Raw genomic sequence first — 23,643 nt, forward strand, 5'->3', positions numbered from 1 at the left:
CAGCCTGGTGGGCCGGTTCCTGGCGGCGGGTTGCCTCGGCAGTGGCGGGCCTACCGGTGGATCTGTGGCCCGGCGTGTGCGCGCCTCGGCCCGGTGCCCGGTGCCCGGTGGGCGCGCTGGTGGTCCGGTACGTCCCTGCCTCGGCCCGGTGGCCGGTGCTCCCGCGGTCCGGCAGGGGTCGCTGCCGCTCCTGCCTCCCGGTCGGTCTCGCCGATGCGTCGGTTCGCCGATCCGGTCGGTTCTGCCGGCGGCCTCGCGTTCCGCGTCGGCGCGTCCCCGCCTCGGCCCGGCGGCCGGTGCTCCCGCGGTCCAGCAGGCGCCGCTGCTGCTCCTACCTCCTGGTCGGTCCCGCCGGTGGGTCGGTTCCTCGATCCGGTGGCTTCGCGTTCGCGTCGGTGGGTCGGTGCCTCGGTCCGGCGGGTTCCGCCGGTGGCCGGTGGGCGCGCCGGCGGCCCGGTACGTCCCCGCCTCGGCCCGGTGCCCGGCCACCCCCGCCGCCCGGTGACCCCCCGTCAGGGGCGCCGCCCGGCCCTTGACACCCCTCCGGCCCCAGGAGGAACATCACTTGCTGGATTTCTGACAACGTTGTCGGTGGTGGTTGCGCCGCCGGCCCAGCCGGTCTCCTTCCGTACTCCCGAAGGGCAGGAATGGTGCACAACAGATCCTCGTACCGGATGACGAACCCCGGTCGCGGGAAACGCAGAACCGTCGTCGCCGCGCTGGCCGCCGCGGCGACCGCCGTGCTCGGCATGGGAATCGGCGCCGGCCCCGCCACCGCGGCGCCGGCGCACAGTACGTCCGGCGCCCCCGCGTCGTACGTCAATCCGCTGATCGGGTCCTCCAACGCCGGTAACACCTACCCCGGCACGGTCGTGCCCTTCGGCATGCTCTCCTGGAGCCCGCAGACCTCGACGGGCAATCAGTTCTCCAACCCCGCGCCCGGCGGCTACCGTTACGACGCCACCAGGATCCGCGGCTTCAGCCTCACCCACCTCAACGGCGTGGGCTGTTCCGGCGCCAACGGCGACATCCCGATCATGCCGTACGTGGGCGACGTCGACTCCTCGCCCAGCGCCGACACCAAGGACGCGAAGTACGCCAGCACCTTCTCGCACGCCAACGAGACGGCCCAGGCGGGCTATTACAAGGTCGCCCTGGACAGCGGCGCCAGCGCCGAACTGACCAGCACCGCCCGCACCGGCACCGGCGAGTTCGGCTTCCCGGCCGACCAGCCGGCCAGCATGCTCTTCCGTACCTCGAACTCCGAGAGCGGCAGCGCCGCCGCCACGGTCGCCGTGGACGCCGCCACCCGGACGGTCACCGGCTCGGTGAGCGCGGGCAACTTCTGCGGCCCGCAGAGCGCCAACAACCGCCACGACGTCTACACCCTTTACTTCACCGCCCACTTCGACCAGGCCTTCGCCAAGACCGGCACCTGGACCGACAGCACGCTGAACCCCGGCGCCACCTCCGCCACCGGCGGCACTGGCTACAACTCCAGCGGCAACGCCACCGCGGGCAAGGGCTCCGGCGCCTATGTGACCTTCTCGCCCGGCACCCACCAGGTGCAGGCCAAGGTCGCCATCTCGTACGTGAGTCCGCAGAACGCCGAGGCCAACCTGCGCGCGGAGAACCCGCCGAGCAAGAGCTTCGCCACGACCCGGGCCCAGGCAACCGCCGCGTGGAACACCGCCCTTGGCAAGATCCAGGTCTCCGGCGGCTCCGCCGACCAGCAGAGCACCTTCTACACCGCGCTCTACCACTCGATGCTGGAGCCGACCCTCACCAGCGACGTCAACGGCCAGTATCTCGGCGGTGACCGCAAGACACACTCGCTCGCCCGCGGCCAGCACGCCCAGTACGGCACCTTCTCCGGCTGGGACCAGTACCGCGCGCAGGTGCAGCTGCTCACCCTGCTGCAGCCGAAGACCGGCAGCGACTACGCCCAGTCCCTCTTCAACTACGCCCAGCAGCGCGGCGGTGAGTGGGACCGCTGGCTGCTGGAGAACGGCAAGACCAGCATCATGTCCGGCGATCCCTCGGACGCGGCGCTGGCCGGCATCTACGCCTTCGGCGGACGGGACTTCGACGTCAAGGGCGCGCTCGCCTCGCTGGTGAAGGCCGCCACCGTACCCACCGCCAACGACAACGACAGCGCCGGCTGCAACGTCGAATGCGTCGGCCAGCGACCGGCCCTGGACAAGTACCTGTCGCTCGGCTACGTGCCGTCCGACAACTGCCACTGCTGGGGCGGCGCCGCCGAGACGCTGGAGGACGCGGCGGCCGACTTCGGCCTGTCCGAACTGGCCGGCCGGCTCGGCGACCAGAAGACCCAGCAGACGTTCGCCGACCGCAGCGGCAACTGGACCAACGTCTTCGACCCCAACGCCACCGCGCAGGGCGGCTACATGCGCGACCGCAACTCCGACGGCTCGTGGGCCGGTACGACCTTCAGCCCCAGCACCGGCAACGGCTTCGTCGAGGGCAGCAGCGCCCGCTACACCTGGATGGTCTACTCCGACGTGGCCGGCCTGGCCCAGGCCATGGGCGGGAACAAGGCGGCCATCGCCCGGCTCGACGCCTTCTTCCGCGCACCCGACGGCAGCTTCGACTTCTCCGCCGCCGACCAGACGCGCTACGACCCCACCAACGAGCCCGACATCAACGCGCCCTACCTCTACGACTACCTGGGCGCTCCGTACAAGACCCAGGAGACGGTCCGCGCCGAGGTGGACGGTCTGTGGACCAACACCCCCGGCGGCATCCCCGGCAACGACGACGCCGGCACCATGTCGTCCTGGTACGTCTTCTCCGCGCTCGGGATGTACCCGCAGGTTCCCAGCCGCGCGGACCTGGTGCTCACCGCGCCGCTCTTCCCGCACGCGGTGGTCCACACCGGGCTCGGGAAGACCATCACGGTCAACGCCCCCCGGGCATCGGCCCAGAACATCTACGTGCAGAGCCTGCGGACCAACGGCCGCAGCTCCGGGCAGCCCTGGGTCCCGGCGTCCTTCGTTACCCGCGGCGGCACCCTGGACTACACCCTGGGCAGCACCCCGAACACCTCCTGGGGCAGCTCGCCGAAGAACGCGCCGCCGTCCTTCCGCGACGGTGAGGCACCGTTCTTCGCCGCCACCGACCCCGCCCGGGTCAAGGTCGAGCCGGGCAGTTCGGCGGACACCACCATCAAGCTCTCCACGCTGCAGGACAAGAAGGTCGGCGTCCACTGGACCGCCGCCCCGCCGGCCGGCATCACCCTGAAGCCCGCGCACGGCGACGTCACCATCCCCAAGGCCGGCGCCACCACCGCGAAGCTCTCGGTCGTGGTCGGAGCCGACACCAAAGCGGGCGTCTACTCCGTCCCGCTGACCTTGACCACCTCCTCCGGCGGCCGGCACGGCAGCACCGTGACCGTGCCGAAGACCTGGCTCTCGGTGACCGTCGGCGTGCAGGGCAGCGTCACCTGGTACGTCAACAACGCGGGCACGTCCCCCGACGACCAGAATCCGACCGCCAACTTCGACGGCGGCGGCTGGAGTTACTCCGCCAAGGCGCTTGCCGACGCCGGCGTCACGCCGGGCGCCACGGTCTCCGCGGCCGGCTTCGACTTCACCTGGCCCGATGTGGAGCCCGGCGCGCCGGACAACATCGTGGTCGGCGGCGGCGACCAGGTCCTCGACGTCTCCGCGACCTCCGCGGGCGACACGCAGCTCAGCCTGCTGGGCAGTGCCGCCTTCGGCGACAGCAGCGGCACGGTGACCCTCACCTACACCGACGGGACCACCCAGCAGGCCCAGATCGGCTTCAGTGACTGGACCCTGGGCGGCGGCGGAAGCCAGCCGTCGTTCGGCAACGTGGTGGCCGTGCACACCGCCTACCGCGATGTGCTCGGCGGCACCACCGACCCGGTCGGCACCGATGTCTTCGCCACCGTGCCGATCGCCCTGCAGGCCGGCAAGCAGCTGGCGACGGTGACGTTGCCGGCCACCACGACCGGCGGTGACATGCACCTCTTCGGCATCGCCACCGCCTGACGCGACCGCTCACGAGGCGGAAACGCCGGCGGCGCCCCCGGACCGAACCGGTCCGGGGGCGCCGCCGGGCCCTGCCGCCCGCAGGCCGGCCGGTCAGCGGGCAGGCCGCACGGTCACCGTGTGACTGCCGGCGCCGAGGCCGCTGAGCACGATGTAACCCGAAATCTCCGCGGCGCCGTACGCCGTCGCCTTCCGGCCGCTCCAGGCGAGCCGCCGGTCGACGTACACACTGACACCGCGGCCGTCGGTCGGGACCGCCACGGTGCCGCGGGTGCCGTGCGGGGCCCGTACGGTGAGGGTGAAGGTCCCCTTCGCGGTGTGCTCCCAGTCCGCGCTGAGCGGGCCGTGCGGGGTCGGCACCTGGCCGCGTGCCCAGGCGACGGACCCCGGGTGCGGGCGCACCTCCCAGGCGGCGAAGCCGGGGGCGGTCGGCCGGATGCCGAGCAACTCGTTGGTCAGCGCGGGCAGTACACCGGTGGACCAGCCGTGCGCCATGCTCGTGTACGAGCCCTCGTAGGCGGAGCCGTCCGGGCCGATGCCCTCCCAGTTCGTCGTCCCCGGGTCGTTGCGGTCCATCCAGCCGTACGTGCGCCGGATCTGGTCGAGCGCGGAGTCCGCCCGGCCGGTGCGGAACCGCGCCAGCAGCTCCGGGTAGGAGGTGAAGGCGTAGACCCGCTGCGAGGCGCCGCCGAAGATGGTGTCGTTGTCCATGAAGGCGTTGCCGTACGGCAGCACCGTGGTGGCGTCCAGGTGGGCGAGGGCCGAGGCGGCCCTTGCCGGGTCGGCGACCCCCGCGGTGATGGCGATGGAGTTGCCGTCCTGCGCGTGCCGGACCGCGCCGGTCGAGGAGTCCAGATAGGCGCCCGCGCCGGCGTCCCACAGATGCGCGTTGACCGCGTCCGCGACCGTGCCGGCCCGCGCCGCCCAGCGGTCGGCGTCCGCGCTGTGCCCGAGGTAACGGGCCAGGCTCGCCGCGTCGTTGAGGGCCTGCACATAGTTGGCGTTGTAGTACGTGATCCGGCCGGTGCGGTCCAGGAAGGCGTAGTCGCCGTACCCACCGGTGCCGTTGAGGCCCTTGCTGAGCAGCCCGTCCGCGTCGGTCACCGACGGGTACCAGGTGTCGAGCACCTTGGTCAGCTGCGGGTAGTACCGGCTCGCGTAGCCGCGGTCGCCGGAGTAGAGCACGTAGTCCCAGCTGCACGTCACCCACCACAGCGGGTAGTCGAAGAGCGGCAGGGTGTAGCCGTTGATCGAGGCCGGCGGGATCCAGCCGTCGGCGCGCTGGTGGTCGGCCAGGTCGGCGAGCACGTTGCGGGCGGCGGCCGACGCGTCGTCGTGGGTGAGGTAGAGGGTGCGGGCGGACACCGCGAGGTCGCCGACGTACGGGTCGCGGTCGCGCTTGGCGCCGTCCTGGAGCACCAGCTTGCCGTCCAGGGTCGGTGAGTCGGCGCCCCGCGGGTCGATGTCGTCGGGGCGGAAGGTGTCGGTGACCAGTTCGTTGGTGTAAGCGGCGCCGTACCAGTAGCGGTTGAGGTCGTCGTCGGAGCTCAGGAACCAGCCGCGGTAGGAACCCGGAGTGCCCAGGTAGGCGGTGAAGTCCAGCCACACCGCGTCGATGGCCACCTCGCCCCACGGCTGTGCGGCCGGCGCGTCGGCCGCCAGCGCGTCCAGGCTGATCTGCAGATAGCGGAAGCCGTGCAGGCCGTCGGCGTAGACCTTGGTGCCGCTCTGGTATCCCTTGACGTCCTGCCAGTCGGCGCCGCGGGCCGGCACCGCGTACTGGTCGGTGCCCTGGGCGGGCACCCCGGACTGGTCGGAGCGGGTGAAGTCGCTGCGCTCGGTGAGGAATTCCAGCGTCTCGGAGAACGCCAGCCGCACGCCGGGGCTGTTGCCGGAGGCCGAGGCGAAGCGGATGTGCGGGTAACCCACCACGACCTTGCCGAAGTCCACCACGACCCGGGGCACGTCGTCGGCCGGCAGCACGCCCGGGTAGACCTCGTTGATCCGGGTGAACTCGCCCGAGGGGGTGTTCTGGTCGGCGGTGACCGTGATCCGCACCTGCGTGGTGGAGACGGCCGCGGCGAAGGGCACCGCCCGCCGGGCGGTGGTGTTGCCGGTGACGGCAGCGGCGGGCTGCCAGGCGCTGCCGTCCCAGGTCTCCACGGTGAAGTCCACCGGAAAACCGTCCCCGTTGGACTGCACGGTGATGCCGGGCAGCGAGAGCGGAGCGGTGGTGGTCACGGTCAGCGTGTCCGGGTACGCGGCGATCGTGTCGTCGTTCCAGAAGGTGTCCGGATCGCCGTCGATCGCGTTGGACGCGTCATAGGTGCGGGGCCTGCCGTCGTTGCCGTTGTTCGGCGCGTGCGACGAGGACGCGGCGGCGGTCGTGCCGGCCGGCCAGCTCGGCGGTGTGGGCGGCTGCGGGCGCTTGAGCACGGTGGTCCGGCCACCGGGTTTCAGCAGCGCGTCGGCGCGGGTCACCTGCCCGGTGACGCTGTGCACCCCGGTGGGCCGCACGGTGCGGCTGGACGGACCCTGTACGTATTGCTGCCAGTTGCCGCCGGCGTGGCGGGACGCCGGCGGTCCCGCGGTTCCGGCCGCCGCCGACGGGCCGGCCGCCACGGCCGGCCCCGCGGCGCCGAGGGTGATGCCGGTGGCGGCGACGGCGGCTCCGCCGAGTCCGGCTCTGATGACGGCGCGGCGCTGCGGTCCGGGGACGGGGGACTCTTCCCCCGCGGTGTTGCTGGACATCTGCGGCTCCCGATGGAGAGTGGGCATGAAACGATTCAATATCGTTTTGCGGCTTGAGGCTACAAGGAGCCCCAGGCTCCGTCCAGGGACCGTACGCGGTGAATCCCGGATGTGCTCGGCAGGTGAAGCGCGGTTTGAATCGATCAGTGACCCCCGGGCGGGGCCGGGGTGACGGACCGTCAGTTCACCGGATGCTTGACGTGCGTGCCCTTCGTTGCCAAGATTCCCCTCATCTTTGGCATGTCCTGCACCTTCAGTCTCTGGGGGCGCAGGGGTGCACAACTGGCTGACAACGTTGTCAAGCGGGGGAGGATGCAATGGCCTCAAGGATGCGGCGCCTGCACGGGGCCGCGGTCGCCCTGGCCGTGGCGCTCGTCGCGGCGGGAGCGGGCGCGCTGCCCGCCCAGGCGGCACCGGCCCACGGCGGAACCGCGGCCGGTGACCTGACCCATCTGGTGAATCCGTTCATCGGCACCGAGAACGACGGCAACACCTACCCCGGTGCCGCGGTGCCGTTCGGCATGGTGCAGCTCTCGCCCGACACCGGGCACAACACCGGCTACGACTACGACCAGGACCACATCCGCGGCTTCAGCTCCGTGCACCTGTCCGGCGTGGGCTGCGGGCTCGGCGGCGACCTGCCCGTGCTGCCCACGACCGGTGACATCACCGCCACCGACAACGCGGTCTACGCGGCGCCCTTCACCCATGCCGACGAGACCGCGTCGCCCGGTTTCTACCGGGTCCGGCTGGGCACCGGCGTCACCGCGGAGCTGACCGCCACCGCCCGCACCGGCTGGCAGCGGTACACCTTCCCGGCCACCGACAAGGCCAATGTGCTGCTCGACAGCGGCCAGGCGCTGCACAAGGTCACCAGCAGCACCGTCACCGTCCTGGACGACCGCACCGTGCTGACCGCCATCACCGGCAGCGGCTTCTGCCAGGACACCACCCCGTACACGCTCTACACCGAGACCCGGTTCGACCGTCCGTTCGCCTCCTACGGGACCTGGAACGGCGGCGCCGTGACGGCCGGCCGGCGCACCAGCACCTCCACCGGGCTCGGCGGCGCCTACGTCCGCTTCGACACCACGCAGGACCACGACGTCACGGCTGTCACCGCCCTGTCCTGGGTGGGCGCCGACGGCGCCGCGAAGAACCTCGCAGCCGAGGGCCGCGGCACCTTCGACAGCACCAGGGCGGCGGCCACGAAGCTGTGGCAGGACCGGCTGGGACAGATCAGGGTGCGCGGCGGCACCGACGAGCAGCAGCGCACCTTCTACTCCTCGCTCTACCGCTCCTTCCTCGCCCCCAACCTCGGCGGCGACGTCGACGGCCGCTACACCGGCTGGGACGGGAAGGTCCACCCGGCGAACGGGATCACGTACTACCAGAACTGGTCGCTGTGGGACACCTACCGCACCCAGCAGCAACTCCTGTCGCTGCTGGCGCCGCGTGAGTCCCGCGACATGGCCCTGTCGCTGCTGCGGGTCGCCGACGAGAGCGGACAGCTGCCGCGCTGGGGGTACGCCACCGTCGAGACGAACATCATGACCGGTGATCCGGTCACGCCCTTCCTCGTCGACGCCTACCGCCAGGGCCTGCTCAAGGGCCACGAGGAGGAGGCGTACCGGGCGCTGAAGAAGCACGCCGACACTGTCCCGCCGGCGTCCTCGCCGGCCGCGGGCCGGCAGGCCGACCAGGAGTACCTGGCGAACGGCTATGTGCCCTACGACCCGGCCCGGCCGGGCAAGCCAGGGGACAACGACTTCCAGCACGGCCCGTCCGCGACCCTGGAGTACGCGCTCGCCGACGCCGCCCTCGGCGGGATGGCGAAGGACCTCGGCCACACCTCCGACGCCCGCGCTTACCTGACCCGCGGCCAGAACTACCGCAGCATCCTCGACCCCTCCACCGGCTTCTTCCGGGCCCGCGACAACGACGGGATGTTCGTCGGACCCACCGACCCGGCCGCCAGTACCGGCTTCCACGAGGGCACGTCGTGGCAGTACATGTGGCTGGTCCCGCAGGACCTGCCGGGTCTTGTCGGCCTGATCGGCGGCAGCGCCGCCGCCAACGCCCGGCTCGACTCCTTCTTCGCCTACGACCAGCTGCTCCAGGACCCGGCGGGGACGGCCCGTGACGTGTGGGTCAACGGCCCCTACTCGTACTACAACCAGGACAAGTACAACCCGCAGAACGAACCCGACCTCAGCGCCCCGTACACCTACCTCTCCACCGGCCAGCCGTGGAAGACCACCGATGTGGTGCATGCCGCGCTGACGCTCTTCACCAACGCGCCCAACGGCGTCACCGGCAACGACGATCTCGGCACCATGTCCGCCTGGCAGGTGCTCTCCGCCATCGGCATCTACCCGATGTCCCCCGGCACCGACCAGTGGGGCGTGTCCACACCGCTCTTCGACCGGGTCGACCTGACCCTGGACAAGCGGTACTACCCGCACGGCCGGCTGGCGGTCACCGCCCCCGGCAGCAGCGACACCGACCGCTACATCCAGTCCGCGCGGCTCGGCGGCAAGGCGCTGCGCACCACCTACCTCACCACCGAGGACATCAGGGCCGGCAAGGACCTCGCCCTCACCGTCGGCGCCCAGCCGTCCCGTTGGGGGACCGCGGCCTCGGCCGCCCCGCCCGCGCTCGACCACGTGCCCGACACCCGGCGGCACACCGCGGCGGCCCTCACCCCGGCCGATCCCGGGGTGCTCGCGGGCGGCAAGGCCACCGACGTGGACGTGTCCGCCGTCCTCACCGGACCGGGCGAGGTCTCCGGCACGCTGACCGTCACGGCGCCCGCGCCGCTCACCGCAGACCCGGCGCGCAGCAGCTTCCGGCTCGACTCCGGCACCGTGCCCGCCACCCGGGTGCTGCCGGTCCACCTCAGCGCCCCGGCCGGCACACCCGACGGCAGCTATCCGCTCACCGTCAAGGTGGCGCAGGCCGGCGGGCCGGCCGTGACCCGGACCGTGCAGGTCGCCGTTACCACCTCCACCTGCACCGGGACCAGTGGCTTCTGCCCGCAGGACCTCTCCGCGCAGTACGACGTGGACGGGGTGAGCGCGGCGGGCGCCACCGGGGGCGACTTCGACGGCACCGGGACGAGCTACCCGGCCGAGGAACTGCCCGCGCCCGGCCCCGGTCTGCTCGGCGGGCGGGCGTACGACTTTCCCGACACCACCGGCAGCGCGGCCAACTTCGCCACCGCCCACGGGCAGACGGTGCCCCTGGTGCCCCGCGCGTACTCCGCGCTCGACGTGCTGCTCGCCGCCCACAACGGTGACATCACCGCCACCGCCACGGTCCACTACGCCGACGGCGGCAGCGCCCCGGTCACCCTTGCCGCCACCGACTGGGCGGCGGGCGCACCGCGGCTCGGCGAGGACACCGCGGTCCGCGCCGACAGCCGCTACGACCGGCAGGGCGTGCCCGACGGCGTGGCGGTGAGCCTCTGGCACCTCACCGTCCCCCTGGACAGCGGCAGGACCGCGGTCTCGCTCACCCTGCCCGACGAGACCCGGCTCGCGCTGTACGCGATGAGCGGCCGCAACGCCTGACCCGACGACGCAGCCGGCGTACCCACCGACGGGCGTCCCGCCCTCCTGCCGAAGGCGGGCGGGACGCCTCACCACCCGGAGCCGCGACCAGAAAGGCAGTACCGCATGAGAAGTGGCCGAGCCCGCAGAACGCTCACCAGATCCCTGGTCGCGGCGGCGGTATCAGTGGCCCTGACCGTACCCGCGTCGGCCTTCGCGCAAGCCGCGACCGGCCACGCGGGCGGCGCCCCTGCCCCCGCCTTCACGACCTCGTTCGAGCCGGGTCAGGCACAGCCCGCGGACAGCACCGCCGAGACCCGCGGGGGCAAGCCGTGGGTCTCCGGAGTGACCGCGGGCACCCTGCCGGTCCTGCCGGGCAGCGTCAAGGACACGGTCACCGCGGTCACCGCGAGTTCCGACAACCCGCCGGACGAGACCGCGCCGAAGGCCGCCGACGAGGACCCGAACACCAAGTGGCTGACCTTCGCGCCCACCGGCTGGCTGCAGTACCAGCTGAGCGCTGACGTCACGGTCAAGAAGTACGCCATCACGGCGGCCAACGACTCCCCGGAGCGCGACCCGGAGAACTTCGAGCTCCAGGGCTCCGAGGACGGCTCCGGCTGGACCACCGTCGACACCCGCACCGCACAGGACTTCGCAGGCCGCTTCAAGTCCAACGTCTACGACGTGGCCACCCCCGGCGCGTACCGCTACTACCGGCTGAACGTCACGCTCAACCACGGTGGCACCATCGTGCAGCTGGCCGACCTGATCCTCTCCGACGGCTCGCCGGCCCCGGCGCCGGTCGCGGGGATGACCACCACCGTCGGCGCCGGCCCCTCGTCGGGCCCGAACGTCAAGCCGGGCGTCGGCTTCACCGGCCTCAAGGCACTGGAGTACTCCGGAACGCACACCCGGAACGGGTCGGTGCACGCGTACAACAAGCTCTACGACACGCACATCAAGGTCGGGCGCGACACCCGGCTGTCGTACGACATCTTCCCCGAGCTGACCGGCGGCGACCTGACCTACCCCAGCACGTACGCCTCGGTCGACCTCCACTTCACCGACGGCAGTTACCTCAGCGGACTGCGGCGGCCCGCGCAGGACCAGAACGGTGTCGCGCTCACCCCGCAGGGCCAGGGCAAGGCCAAGATCCTCTACGCCTCGCAGTGGAACGCGGTGTCCGCCGACCTCGGCAAGGTGGCCGCGGGCCGGACCATCGACCGGATCCTGCTCGGCTACGACAACCCGGCCGGCACCGCCGCCCAGGGTGCGGCGACCCAGTTCAAGGGCTGGATCGACGACATCACCATCGGCGACGCCCCGGCCCGTGACACCGCGGCGAGCTACGTCGACCACGTCGACACCCGGCGCGGCACCAACTCCTCCGGCTCCTTCTCCCGCGGCAACAACCTGCCGCTGACCGCGGTGCCGAACGGCTTCAACTTCTTCACCCCGGTCACCGACGCGGGCTCCGACTCCTGGGAGTACGCCTACGCGGCGCAGAACAACGCCGACAACCTGCCCACCCTGCAGGCGCTCGGCATCAGCCACGAGCCGAGTCCCTGGATGGGGGATCGCGACCTCTTCCAGGTGATGCCGTCCGGGGGCACCGGGACCCCGGACCTCAACCGCACCGCCAGGGCGCTGCCCTTCGAGCACGCCGACGAGACCGCCAGGCCCGACTACTACGGCGTCACCTTCACCAACGGCATCAAGGCCGAGATGGCGCCCACCGACCACGCCGCGGAGTTCCGCTTCACCTTCACCGGCGACAGCGGCGACCTGCTCTTCGACAACATCGACAACAACGGCGGTCTCACCTTCGACGCCGCCGCCGGCACCCTCGACGGCTGGTCGGAGCACCGCAGCGGCCTGTCCACCGGCGCCAGCCGGATGTTCGTGCACGCCGAGTTCGACCGGGCGCCCGCCACCGCGGCCAAGACCACCGGCCAGGGCCGCGACAACGTCACCGGCTACGCGCGGTTCGACACCTCCGGCAGCAAGGTGGTGACCATGCGCATCGCCACCTCGTTCATCAGCGCCGCCCAGGCGAAGAAGAACCTGGACCTGGAGATCCCGGCCGGCACCTCGTTCGCCACCGTGCAGCACCGCGCGGCGCAGCAGTGGAACAGCCGCCTCGGCAAGGTCGAGGTGCAGGGCGCCAGTGACGACCAGCTGACCACGCTCTACTCGAACCTGTACCGGATGAACCTGTACCCCAACTCCGCCTCGGAGAACACCGGTACCGCCCAGCACCCGGTCTACCGGTACGCCAGCTCGTTCTCCAAGCAGGGCCCGAGCTCGCCCACCGAGACCGGCGCCCAGGTGGTGGACGGCAAGGTCTACGTCAACAACGGCTTCTGGGACAGCTACCGCACCGAGTGGCCGGCGTACTCCCTGCTGGAGTCGCGGACCGCCGGCGAACTCGCGAACGGCTTCGTCCAGCAGTACAAGGACGGCGGCTGGACCGCCCGCTGGTCCTCACCCGGCTACGCCGACCTGATGACCGGCACCAGTTCCGACGTGGCCTTCGCCGACGCCTTCGCCAAGGGCGTCACCGACTTCGACGTCAAGGCGGCCTACGACGCCGCGGTGAAGAACGCGACCGTCTTCCCGACCGCCTCCGGCGTCGGCCGCAAGGGCCTGGACACCTCGGTCTTCAACGGCTACACCAACACCTCGGTCGACGGCAGCGTCTCCTGGTCGCTCGACGGCTACATCAACGACTACGGCATCGGCACCATGGCGGCCAAGCTCGCCAAGGACCCGAAGACCGCCAAGGCCGACCGGCAGCGGTACCAGGAGGAGTCGGCGTACTTCCTGGGCCGGGCCCAGAACTACACCACGATCTTCAACCAGAACGTGGGCTTCTTCGAGGGCCGCAACGCCGACGGCTCCTGGCGTGTCCCGGACGCCCAGTACGACCCCCAGAACTGGGGCAACGAGTACACCGAGACCAATGCCTGGAACTACGCCTTCACCGTGCCGCAGGACCCGGCGGGACTCGCCGCGATCTACGGCGGCAAGCAGAACCTGGAGAAGAAGCTCGACACCTTCTTCGCCACCCAGGAGACCGCCGACGGCGACGCGGGCGGCTACGGCGGCACCATCCACGAGATGCTGGAGGCCCGGGACGTCCGGATGGGCGAACTCGGCCTGAGCAACCAGCCGTCGTTCGGCATCCCGTACATGTACGACTACGCGGGTGACCCGGCCAAGACCCAGGCGGCCGTCCGGGAGATCCAGCGGCGGCTGTTCACCGGCAGCTCGATCGGCCAGGGCTACCCGGGTGACGAGGACAACGGCGCCACCTCTACCTGGCAGATCTTCAGCGCGCTGGGCTTCTACCCGCTCCAGGTCGGCAGCGAGAACTACGTGATCGGCTCCCCGCTCTTCACCAAGGCCACCATCCACCTGGACAACGGCAGGAGCATCGTCGTCAACGCACCGGACAACAGCGGCAGCAACATCTATGTGCAGTCGCTGAAGGTCAACGGCAAGAAGTACGACAAGGCGTACCTGACGCAGAGTCAGCTCTCGGCCGGTGCGCGGCTCGACTTCACCATGGGCGCCAAGCCGTCGAAGTGGGGCACCGGCAAGGACGCGCTGCCCACGTCCCTGACCCCGGCCGGCAGCACACCGCAGCCGCTCGCCGACACCACGGGACCGGGCCTCGGCACCGCGACCGCGGCCGACGGCACCGATGTCACCGCGCTCTTCGACAACACCTCGAAGACCGCCGTCACCTTCCCGACCGCCACCCCGACGGTGACGTACGCCTTCACCGGCGCCGGCGCCAAGAAGCCGGCCGGGCAGCGGGCCACCTTCTACACCCTGACCTCCGGGGCCACCGAGGGCCAGGACCCCAGCAGCTGGCGCCTGGAGGGCACCAGCGACGGAACGCACTGGAAGACGCTCGACTCCCGGAGCGGCGAGACCTTCAGCAGCCGGCTGCAGACCCGCCCCTTCGAGATCGCGCACCCCGGTGGCTACACGGGCTACCGCCTGGTGGTGACGGCCGGCGGCACGACGGCCACCACGCTCGCCGAGGTGGAACTGCTGGCCCAGGGAAGCGGGCACCCGCAGCACTGAACCACCCGCGGCAGTGACCCGCCCGCGGCAGTGACTCACCGGCAGGGACGGAAGGGGGCGCGGCAGCCGGCCGCGCCCCCTTCGCTGTGCCCCCGCGGAGCTCGCCCGCCCCCGGGCGGACGGCGCCGGGTGCCGGACATGGCCTAGCATCGGGCGATGCCAACCATGCGAGCGGTGCGGTCCGTTGTCGGCTGCCTGCTGGCCGGCGCCGTGCTGGCGGGCTGCGCCGGATCCCAGGGACCCGCGGACGCGTCCGGCCCGGCGCCGTCCCGCACGGCGCCCACAGCGACGGCGGCGCCGTCCGGCCCCCGTCCGGCTTCGACCACCACCCCGCCCAGCATCGGCAAGCCCATCAGCAAGCCGCGGCCCGGGGCCACGTCCCGCCCGCACCCGCCGAAGACCGCCGCCGGCGTCCCGCTCGCCGCCGGAAACCCGCGGGGCGGTGCGACCGTACCCGCCGAGGCACGGGCGGCGGACACCTCGCACCCGGCCCGCACGGTGGGCGACGGCACCCCGTCGGGCTGTACGTCGGCGGCCGTGGTCGCCGCGGTCGCGGCCGGCGGGGTGATCACCTTCGACTGCGGCCCCGCGCCGGTGGTCATCACCATGACCGCGACCGCCAAGGTCCGCAACGCCGTCCCGCGGATCGTGCTGGACGGCGGCGGGAAGGTCACGCTGAGCGGCGGCGGCACACGGCGGATCCTCTCCATGGACACCTGCGACCAGGCCCAGGGCTGGACCACCTCGCACTGCCAGGACCAGGCCGAGCCTGAACTCACCGTCCAGAACCTCACCTTCGCCGACGGCAACTCCACCGGGAACACCGCGGAAGGGGGCGGTGGCGGCGCCGTCCTGGTGCGCGGCGGCCGGTTCAAAGCGGTCAACACCCGCTTCACCGGCAACCGTTGCGATCCGACCGGCCCCGACCTCGGCGGCGCCGCGATCCGGGTGCTCGACCAGTACCACGGCCTGCCGGTGTACATCACCGACAGCACCTTCACCGGCGGCAGCTGCTCCAACGGCGGGGCGCTCAGCAGCATCGGCGTCTCCTGGGTGGTCCTCAACACCGTCATGACCGGCAACTCCGCCGTGGGCAGCGGCGCCAACCCGGCCCGCGGCGGAACTCCCGGCGGCGGCAGCGGCGGCGCGATCTACACCGACGGCAACCGGTACACGGTGCGCGTCGAGGGATCCGACATCTCCCACAACGACGCGAAGGAAGGCGGCGGCGCCCTGTTCTACGTCAGCAACGACCGCACCGGCACCCTGAGCATCGCCTCCTCGACGCTGCGCGCCAACCCCAGCCACGGCTTCTCCACCGCGGGCTACCCCGGGATCTTCTTCCTCGGCTCGGGCAAGCCGGCCGTCTCCGGGTCCACGCTCAGCTGAGCTCAGCCGACCGTTCGCACCAGCAGCGCCGCCGTCCCGCGCGCGGCCAGCGGCATCCGCAGGGTGCCGTCCGGCTCCGGTGCGAGAGCGACACCGTTCTCGCCCAGGAAGGAGCAGCGCAGCGTGGCGGCGCAGGGCACGTCCAGCCGCAGCCCGGCGGCCACCGGCTCGTCGGCGAAGGACTGCAGCCGGATCAGGAACGCACCCGGCTCCGCGGCCACCAGCCCCACCACCCGTACGTCCGGGCGGTCCACGGTCACCAGCGAGGTCACGGGCGCACCACCGGGCGCCGCGGACGCGTCCGGCGTGCCGTACGCCCGCACCGCGTGCAGCGGGTGGCCGGGCTCGGCCGCCCGCATGCCGAGCGCCGCGGATTCCACCGGATCACCGTCCCGGCGGACGGCCACGCTGTAGCGGAACGTCTGCTCGAAAGCCTGCCGGCTCGGGAAGTTGGTGTCCCAGATGTTGTTGTGCACCCAGGAGTAGAGGGTGCCTGGCTCCTGGCCGGGCACCGACGGCGGGTAAGGCACGTACGGGATCGCGATGTTGCCGTGCTGGACCAGCGGCGCGTCGTGGGTGGCCCAGCCCAGGGACACCCCGCCGCCGGTCAGGGTGGCCCAGCGGCGGATCGCCCGCATGTGCCGGGCCGAGCCGGGGACCAGCGGCAGGCCGGTGCCCACCACCCCGCCGCTCGCCTCCGTCCTGACCACCGGATCGGGCAGCGCGAAGGGGAAGGCGAAGAAGGCGCTCTCCTTCGTCATGGTGGCCGGTTTGGCGAGATGGTTGGCGATGTCGAGGCGGGCGACGCCGTGCGGCAGAGTGAGCGTGGTGCGCAGCTTGGCGCCGCCGGGCGGCACACACTCGTAGACCAGCGTCTCGGCCACCGCCGACGAGGTCCGCTCCACCAGCACCGCGGCCGGGGCCACTTCGCGGCCGGCCAGCAGGTGCATGGAGTCGTCGGCCACCGTCTTGCTCGACTGGTGGTTGAAGCCGCCGGCCGTCGCGTACCGGTCGTAGACATAGCCGTTGAAGCCGAACACCGCGTCGGCGGCGACGAGTTCGGTGCCGGTGGACTTGTCCACGATGGACGCGACGCGATTGCCGCGCAGGTCGACCCGCACCGCCAGGAACTCGTTCTCCAGCACCGGGTCTCCCCGGCCGGCCGGCCCGTGCGCCGGGTCCACCGCAACCATGGTGTCCACGGCATCCATGGTGTCCACGGCATCCACGGTGTCCGCCGCGCCCGTGGTCCGCGCTGTCCGCGCGGCCTGCGCGGCGAAGACATCCAGCCGTACGGTGCCGAGCGGCGGCACGTCCGCGACCGTGACGTGCAGGAAGCGGCCGGCCGCCCGGTGCAGCGGGTTGGTCTGCGGCTCGCCGGTCACCGGCAGCGCGCGGCCTGTGCAGCCGTCCAGCACCCGCGCCGGGACGTCCAGCGGCAGCACACTCTCGGGCAGGAAGAACCGTACGACGTCGGTCCGCGCCCGGCTGCGGGTGTTGACGACATGGAAACTCGCCCGCGCGCCGGGCGCCTGCGGCAGCGCCGTACCCAGCCGGTGCGCGGCCCGCTCCAGCAGCGCGAGCGCCCCGTCGTGCGCGCGGACCGCCTGCCCGTACTTCCAGTGCCACTGCTGCTCACCCGACCCGTGGCCGCGGCAGCCGTACGTCCACGGGTCGCCGGCCCCCCAGGTGTGCTCGTTGAAGAGGGACACCGCGCGGTAGACGCCGCCGGTCTCCCCGCCACCGGCGGCCCCGCCCTCGGCGCCCCGCAGGTCGGCGAGTACGTCCAGGGTCTGGGCGTCGGTGAGCGCGGACTGGGCGGTGCGGTTCATCGCCAGCGGCGCGGCGCCCGCGCCGACGCCGTCCACCCACCAGTCCGACCAGTCACCCTCGAAGGTCTCCAGCCGGTCGCCGACGCGCGCTTCGGCGTCGGTGAAGAAGTCCTCGTGCCGGGAGAGCCGCAGCTGCGGATAGGCCCAGGTCTCGTTCCACCGGCGTACGGTCTCGGCCGCGACCAGACGCGGCGGTCCGTTGTCGGCGAAGGTCCCCAGCACCCGCAGGTGCAGGACGTCCCACGGGTAGGGGTCGGCCTCGTACGCGGCGTCGAGGACCGGATAACCGGGTATGCCCCTGCCCTGGTGCGGCACCGCGTGCTCGGCGAGAGCGGTCAGATAGGCCGGGAAGAGGTCGTCGACGGCCGCGTGCGACTCGTCGAAGCCGATGATCGAGCCCTCCATGTACGCCAGCCCGTGCGGGGTGTCGGTCCGCCAGACCAGCACCGACCCGCCGTCGGCGGTGCGCCAGCGGAACAGCCGCGGCAGCCGCGCTCCGCCGACCAGGTGCGGTGCCGCCCGCCCGGCCCAGTTGTGCGCCACCGACAGCTGCCGCACACCGTGCCCGGCCAGCACGTCCTGCAGGCCGACGACCTGGCCGGGCACGTCGGTCTGCATGGCCGTGGTCAGCGGCACGCCGTAGCGCTCCCGGACGGCGACCGCGTCCCGCAGGAGTTCGTGCAGTTCGTCCACCGAGCAGGTCTCGCTGTGCAGGTTGAACGGCAGCGCGGTCAGCTCGATCCGGCCCTCGTGGACCCGCCGGACGAACTCGGCGACCTGGCTGGGCGGCCGGTGCGCGGTCCAGTCGGTGAAGGTCGAAAGGCCCTCCACCGACCAGCGGTAGCGCGCCGCCTCCGGCCAGTCGTCGGTGGCCCGGATCAGCTCAAGGACGGTGTCCAGCGCCGCGCGTCCCTCGGCCAGTACGGTGCCCTGCGGGTCGGTGTACCCGATGTCCAGGTGCGCGTGCTGCACCAGGTGCACCGTCCAGTGCCGCTGCGGGCGCAGCAGCAGCGGCAGCGGCTCCGGCAGCGCGAGGTCCGGGAGGTCGAGATCGGCGCTGACCTCCTCCTCGACCGCCGGTACGAGCACCCGTACCGAACCGGCGGGGCCGTCGGTCACCTCGCAGTCGATCGGCGCGCCGCCGGACATCCGCAGCACCGCGGAGCCGACCTGCCGGGCCGGGGCAGGCTCGACGTCCACGCGCACCGACTGGGTCAGCCCGCCCGAGGGGGTCCGCCGCAGCAGCGGCTCCAAGGAGACCCGGACGGTGGTCGCGCCGTGCCGGTGGACGCCGGTGACGGCGCGCTCGCGCAGCGCGTCGCGGGCGAGGGAGGAGTCCCACCAGGAGGGGCGGGTGTGGCGGTCGCTCATCGGAATACGTGTTTCCTTGCGTGGCGGGGCTTTTTGCGGGCGGGGGTGGGCCGGCTCAGCTGGTGCGGTCGTAGTCCTCGGGGTCCCACGCCAGCAGCGAGAAGAGCTGGACGGCGGCGGCCTGGTTGAGCGTCCCGACCGGCTGGGTGGGGTCGGGCGCGCCCCCGTTGCTCGCCTGGAAGCGGAAGAGACCGGTGGCCGGGTCGCGGTTGTCGGCCCACAGCCGCTCCGCGTAGGCGCTGAACACCGCGCGGTAGCGCGGGTCGTGGTGCTGGGAGTCCAGCAGCAGCAGGTCCTGGAAGAGGAAGGAGTTGAAGACGGCCGGCTGGTTGTACAGGCGGTCGTCCGCGGTCCAGTACGCCAGCGCTCCATTGGCGTCCTCGACGGCCTGGTCGAGATACCGGCGGTCCCCGGTGGCGCGGTACAGCTCGGTTGCGGTGCCGATCATCGCGCCCGAGTTGTACGTCCACAAGGTGGTGTTGACGCTGCCGTTGTCGTCCCGGTCGTTCTGGTAGAGGCCGGCCGACTGCCGCAGGCAGTCGCGGTTCCAGTCGTACGCCCGCTGCGCCCAGCCGAGATACGCCGGCTGCCGGGTGATCTGGTAGAGCCCGGCGGACAGTTGGGCGAACAGACCGGTGACGTTCGCGGCCCGGATGGTGTTGGCGCCGCTCTCCACCCAGTGCATGCCGCCGGGGCACGCCTTGGCGGGGTCGTCGTCCCAGGCCCGGGTGTCGGTGGCGAAGGCGGCGCGGGCCCTGGCCAGCATCGTCCGGTCACCGGCGGCCCGGTACTGGGTGAGGAAGGACAGACCGGCCACCGCGTTGTCGTCGAAGAAGAGGTCACCGCCGGTGCCCAGCGGCGCCGGCAGGTAGGAGTCGTAGCCGGGGTGGGCGGGATCGGTCGAGGCGTACTGGGAGAGCGCGGCGAACCGGTCGGCCACGTCGGCCCGGTACCGGCGGGCGTTGTGCGGGATGTTCTGCAGGTAGACGGTGGCCTGGGTGGCCTCGCGGAACTCCCACAGGTAGGAGTACGGGTTGCCGCCCGCGGCGGCGGGGACGGACTCGCGGTACAGGTCGTGGCCGGCGGCGCCGAGGTAGAGGTCGCGCTGGAGCGCTTGGTAGCTCGCCCCGGCGCGGGCCGCCCAGTCGGCCGGGCGGGCGCCGGCGGCCTGGGCGGCGGGAGCCGCGAGCAGGCCGGCCGCGGCGGTGGCCAGCGCGGTCAGCAGCAGGCCGGCGCGGCGGGTGGCGCGGGCTGTTCCCATGGCAGGACTCCCTGTCAGACGTTGAGTTTGAGGCTGGAGACGAAGAACCGCTGGGCGAGGAAGAAGACGACCACCGTGGGCAGCGAGACCACCAGCGCGCCGGCCAGCACCACCGGCGGACCCACGTTGGAGTAGTTGCCCTGCAGATCGGCGAGCGCGGCCATGATCGGCCGGATGTTGCGGCTGGTGGCCAGCGTGATGCCGAAGAGCAGGTCGTTCCAGACCGCGACGAACTGGAAGACGAAGGCGGCGGCCATCGCGGACTTCGACAGCGGCACGTAGATGCTCCAGAACAGCCGCCACCACGAAGCGCCGTCCAGCCGGGCCGCCTCGATCACCTCGGACGGCAAGGTGGCGGCGAAGTTCCGCAGTACGAAGAAGGCGAACGGGATGGCGATCGCGATGTAGATGATCACCAGGCCGATCTGGGTGTCGTACAGGCCGGTGTTGGCGTAGGCGAGGAAGAGCGGCCGCAGGAAGACCTGGAGCGGCAGCAGGGTGCCGGCGTAGATCAGCCAGAACCACAGCGCGCGGCGCCGGACCGGCATGATCGCGGCGGCGAAGGCGGCGAGGGACGCCAGCAGCACCGCGCCGGCCGAGCTGACCACCGAGTAGTAGAGGCTGTTGGCCATGGCAGGACCGAGATCCGCCAGTTTCCAGGCCGCCTTGATGTTGGCGAACAGACCGAAGCTGTTGGGGTACCAGCGCGGACTGCCCGAGTAACTGCCCACCGAGGTGAGCCCGTTGACGATCAGGAGATAGGTGGGCACGAACCACAGCAGTGCCACCAGGACGACCACGCTGTTCCGGACGACTCTGCTCATGTCACACCTTGCCCTGGGTCGGCAGCTGGCGGCGCAGATACGTCCAGGACGCCAGCAGCACGATGATCGTCAGCAGTACCGCGATGGCGGCGCCCGCGCCCGGCCGCAGGAAGAGGAACGTCTCCTGGTACATGGACACCGCCAGCGTCTCGGTGGCCCGGCCCGGCCCGCCCTGGGTGAGGACGAAGATCAGGTCGAACGCCTTGAGGCCGTTCACCAGGCTCATCCCGATGACGATGATCGACACCGGCCGCAGCTGCGGGAGGACGATGTAGCGGAACCGCGCCCAGGGGCCGGCGCCGTCCAGCGCGGCGGCCTCCAGGGTGTCCGGCGGGATGCCCTGCAGTCCGACCATGAAGAGGATCACCGCGACGCCGGTGGCCTGCCAGGAGCTGGCGATGATCATCACGATGGTGTTCCCCGGCCAGTTGAGCAGCCAGTTGCCGGTGAGTCCGCCCAGATGCAGGCCCTTGAGCGCGCCGTTCACCGCCCCGTCACTGGTGAGCATGAAGTTCCACACCACCGCGACCGCCGAGCCGGAGATCGCGTACGGGATGGTCACCGCGAGCCGGGCCGCGCGGCTCCACCGGGTGGCGTTGGTGAGCATCGCGATCAGCAGGCCCATCCCGGTCGGCAGCACGATCGCGCCGCCCACCCACATCAGCGTGTTCTCCAGGGACCGCAGCAGGTTGGGGTCGGTGAAGAAGTCGCCGTAGTTGGCGAGGCCGTTGAAGGTGGAGTGCGTGTAGTCGCTGAAGAAGCTGCGGTAGAGCGTGTAGCAGAAGGGCGCCAGCAGCACGGCCGCGACCATGATCGCGGCCGGCAGCAGGAAGCCGCCCGCCATCACCCGCTCCCGCCACTGCGCCCCGGCCCGCCGCCGGGCGGCCGGTGGCGTCCCCCGGGCGCCGGACGGCAGGCCGCGCCGGCCCCGGACCGAATCGGTGGTCACACTCATGAGCCGCCCTTCCGCCAGATGTCCCACTCCTTGTCCGCGCGCTTTTGCATCGAGCTGAGCGTGGAGCGGATCGCGGTGGGATGGATCATGAAATTTCCCAGGTCGAGGATGTTCCCCTGCATGAGGTTGGGCGGGCTGGCCTCGTTGTAGCGGGTCAGCAGCGTCCGCCGGTTGCGCCTGATGTCCTGCTGCACGGCTTCGATCACCGGATTGGCGGCCGGTACGGCCGGGTTGGCCGAACTGTCCTGGAGGAAGTCCGACCACACCCGCTGCACCCGCGGGTCGAGCCAGGTGGAGACGGCCGCGATACCGCCGTCGTGGTTCGCGGCCCGCTTCGGCACCGCGAAGACGCCCGACTCGGCGATCACCGACGGCTTGGTGCCGGCGTGCACGGTCGGCATGATGAAGGCGCCGTAGTCGACGCCGGGCTTCAGGCCGGCCGCGGCGATGGCCGCCGACTCCCAGCTGCCGTGCAGGAACATCGCCAGCTTGCCGGCCTTCATCCGGGCGGGGCCGTCCGCGCCGTCGAAGTCGGGCGCGGTCATCCAGCCCTTGGCGTAGAAGTCCCGCCAGATGGTCATCGCCTCGGTCGCGGTGTCGTCGGTGTACTTGGCCTGTCCGCTCACCAGCCGGGTGTAGAAGTCCGGGTCCAGCTTGCTGACCAGTTCCTCGAACCACTCGAAGGCCGGCCAGACGCCGTTCTGGGTGGCGAGGAACGGTGTCACACCGTTCTTCTTCAGCACCTCGGCGTTGTGCGTGAACTCCGCCCAGGTGGCCGGTTCGCGCAGCCCGTACTTGGTGAACACCGGCTTGGCGTAGAAGAAGACGTACGACGACTGGTAGAGCGGAATGCCGTAGACCCCGCCGTCGAAGGTGACCGCCTGCTTCAGCTCGGGGGAGACCCAGCCGCGCCCCACCGCGTCGTTCCACACCGCGCCGAGTTCGGTGAGCCCGCCGGAGCGGGCCAGCGAGTAGAGCGGATAGCCGGACGCCCACTTGACGACGTCGGCGGCGCGGCTGGTCTGCACCGAGGTCTGGACGACCTCCTGGTACGAGGTGGTGGAGGCGTTCGACAGCGGGCGCAGGTCGAAACCGCACAGCCGCTTGAGCACCGCTCCGGCCTTCTCGTACCCGTCCGACCAGGTGGCGTTGTCGTTGTAGAGGTTCACCGCGCCGGGCACGCTCGTGGTGGAACTCCCGCGGGCGCAGCCGGCCAGTGCCGCGGCGGCCGTGAGACCGCCGAGACCGGCGAGCAGCCGGCGGCGGGTGGGACCGTCTGCGGGGATCGTCGAGCCGGCGGGCGTCGCCCCGTGATCAGCGCGGCCAGGTTGCATCGACCTGTCCTTCCGTCGTGTGCGCCCTGGCTGAAAACGACTGCCCGGTGCGCGGTCGCCTTGAAGGTAACGGTAACAACAGTGGGTGGCAAGGGTTCATCTGCCGGAAACCAGAAAATGCCAGGGGTGGCGGCACTTTGGCTGGGGCTTCGATGGACATCTCCTGGTGGCGCGCTATGGTATCGATACCGAATAGTGGCGATGGGCCGCCGAACGGGGCCGGGATACGGCTCTCCCGAACGA

At 71.7% G+C, this 23,643-nt stretch carries 9 protein-coding genes and 1 pseudogene; 4 read left to right on the top strand and 6 right to left on the bottom strand.

Going from position 1 to position 23,643, the window contains the following annotated elements:
• Positions 1 to 674: 674 nt before the first annotated feature.
• Positions 675 to 4,034 (top strand): GH92 family glycosyl hydrolase, encoded by a 3,360-nt coding sequence (locus OG552_RS33340; protein WP_443071100.1) that lies wholly within the window; start codon positions 675 to 677, stop codon positions 4,032 to 4,034.
• 93 nt (positions 4,035 to 4,127) lie between these two features.
• On the opposite strand, the gene OG552_RS33345 is transcribed toward OG552_RS33340, so the two are convergent.
• Positions 4,128 to 6,812 (bottom strand): family 78 glycoside hydrolase catalytic domain, encoded by a 2,685-nt coding sequence (locus OG552_RS33345; protein ID WP_329139399.1) that lies wholly within the window; start codon positions 6,810 to 6,812, stop codon positions 4,128 to 4,130.
• A gap of 290 nt (positions 6,813 to 7,102) precedes the next feature.
• Between OG552_RS33345 and OG552_RS33350 the strand changes: the two are divergent.
• The 3 genes and pseudogenes from OG552_RS33350 to OG552_RS33360 form a co-directional block, all read left to right on the top strand.
• Positions 7,103 to 9,445, top strand: a pseudogene (locus OG552_RS33350) (GH92 family glycosyl hydrolase); the annotation flags it as partial.
• A gap of 1,017 nt (positions 9,446 to 10,462) precedes the next feature.
• Positions 10,463 to 14,434: a GH92 family glycosyl hydrolase gene (locus tag OG552_RS33355; protein WP_329139401.1), complete on the top strand. Its 3,972-nt coding sequence runs from the start codon at positions 10,463 to 10,465 to the stop codon at positions 14,432 to 14,434.
• A gap of 156 nt (positions 14,435 to 14,590) precedes the next feature.
• Positions 14,591 to 15,823: a hypothetical protein gene (locus OG552_RS33360; RefSeq protein WP_329139404.1), complete on the top strand. Its 1,233-nt coding sequence runs from the start codon at positions 14,591 to 14,593 to the stop codon at positions 15,821 to 15,823.
• A gap of 2 nt (positions 15,824 to 15,825) precedes the next feature.
• Here OG552_RS33360 and OG552_RS33365 read toward each other — a convergent pair whose 3' ends face one another.
• Genes OG552_RS33365 through OG552_RS33385 form a run of 5 tightly spaced genes read right to left on the bottom strand, consistent with a single transcriptional unit; the run spans position 15,826 to position 23,400 of the window.
• Complete coding sequence (locus tag OG552_RS33365; protein WP_329139406.1) at positions 15,826 to 19,026, bottom strand: alpha-mannosidase; 3,201 nt, start codon at positions 19,024 to 19,026, stop codon at positions 15,826 to 15,828.
• A 55-nt stretch (positions 19,027 to 19,081) separates the two neighbouring features.
• On the bottom strand, positions 19,082 to 20,287 hold the full coding sequence (locus OG552_RS33370; protein WP_329139408.1) for a glycoside hydrolase family 76 protein: 1,206 nt from the start codon (positions 20,285 to 20,287) through the stop codon (positions 19,082 to 19,084).
• A 14-nt stretch (positions 20,288 to 20,301) separates the two neighbouring features.
• On the bottom strand, positions 20,302 to 21,111 hold the full coding sequence (locus OG552_RS33375; RefSeq protein ID WP_329139410.1) for a carbohydrate ABC transporter permease: 810 nt from the start codon (positions 21,109 to 21,111) through the stop codon (positions 20,302 to 20,304).
• Between the two features lies 1 nt (position 21,112).
• Positions 21,113 to 22,066: a carbohydrate ABC transporter permease gene (locus tag OG552_RS33380; RefSeq protein ID WP_329139412.1), complete on the bottom strand. Its 954-nt coding sequence runs from the start codon at positions 22,064 to 22,066 to the stop codon at positions 21,113 to 21,115.
• The gene (locus OG552_RS33385; protein WP_329139413.1) at positions 22,063 to 23,400 is read right to left on the bottom strand and encodes an ABC transporter substrate-binding protein; all 1,338 of its coding nucleotides are present in this window, start codon (positions 23,398 to 23,400) and stop codon (positions 22,063 to 22,065) included. The genes OG552_RS33380 and OG552_RS33385 overlap by 4 nt, the downstream gene beginning before the upstream one ends.
• Positions 23,401 to 23,643 lie beyond the last annotated feature (243 nt).

This window comes from Streptomyces sp. NBC_01476 (assembly GCF_036227265.1).
In the GTDB taxonomy this organism is placed as follows: Bacteria; Actinomycetota; Actinomycetes; order Streptomycetales; family Streptomycetaceae; genus Actinacidiphila.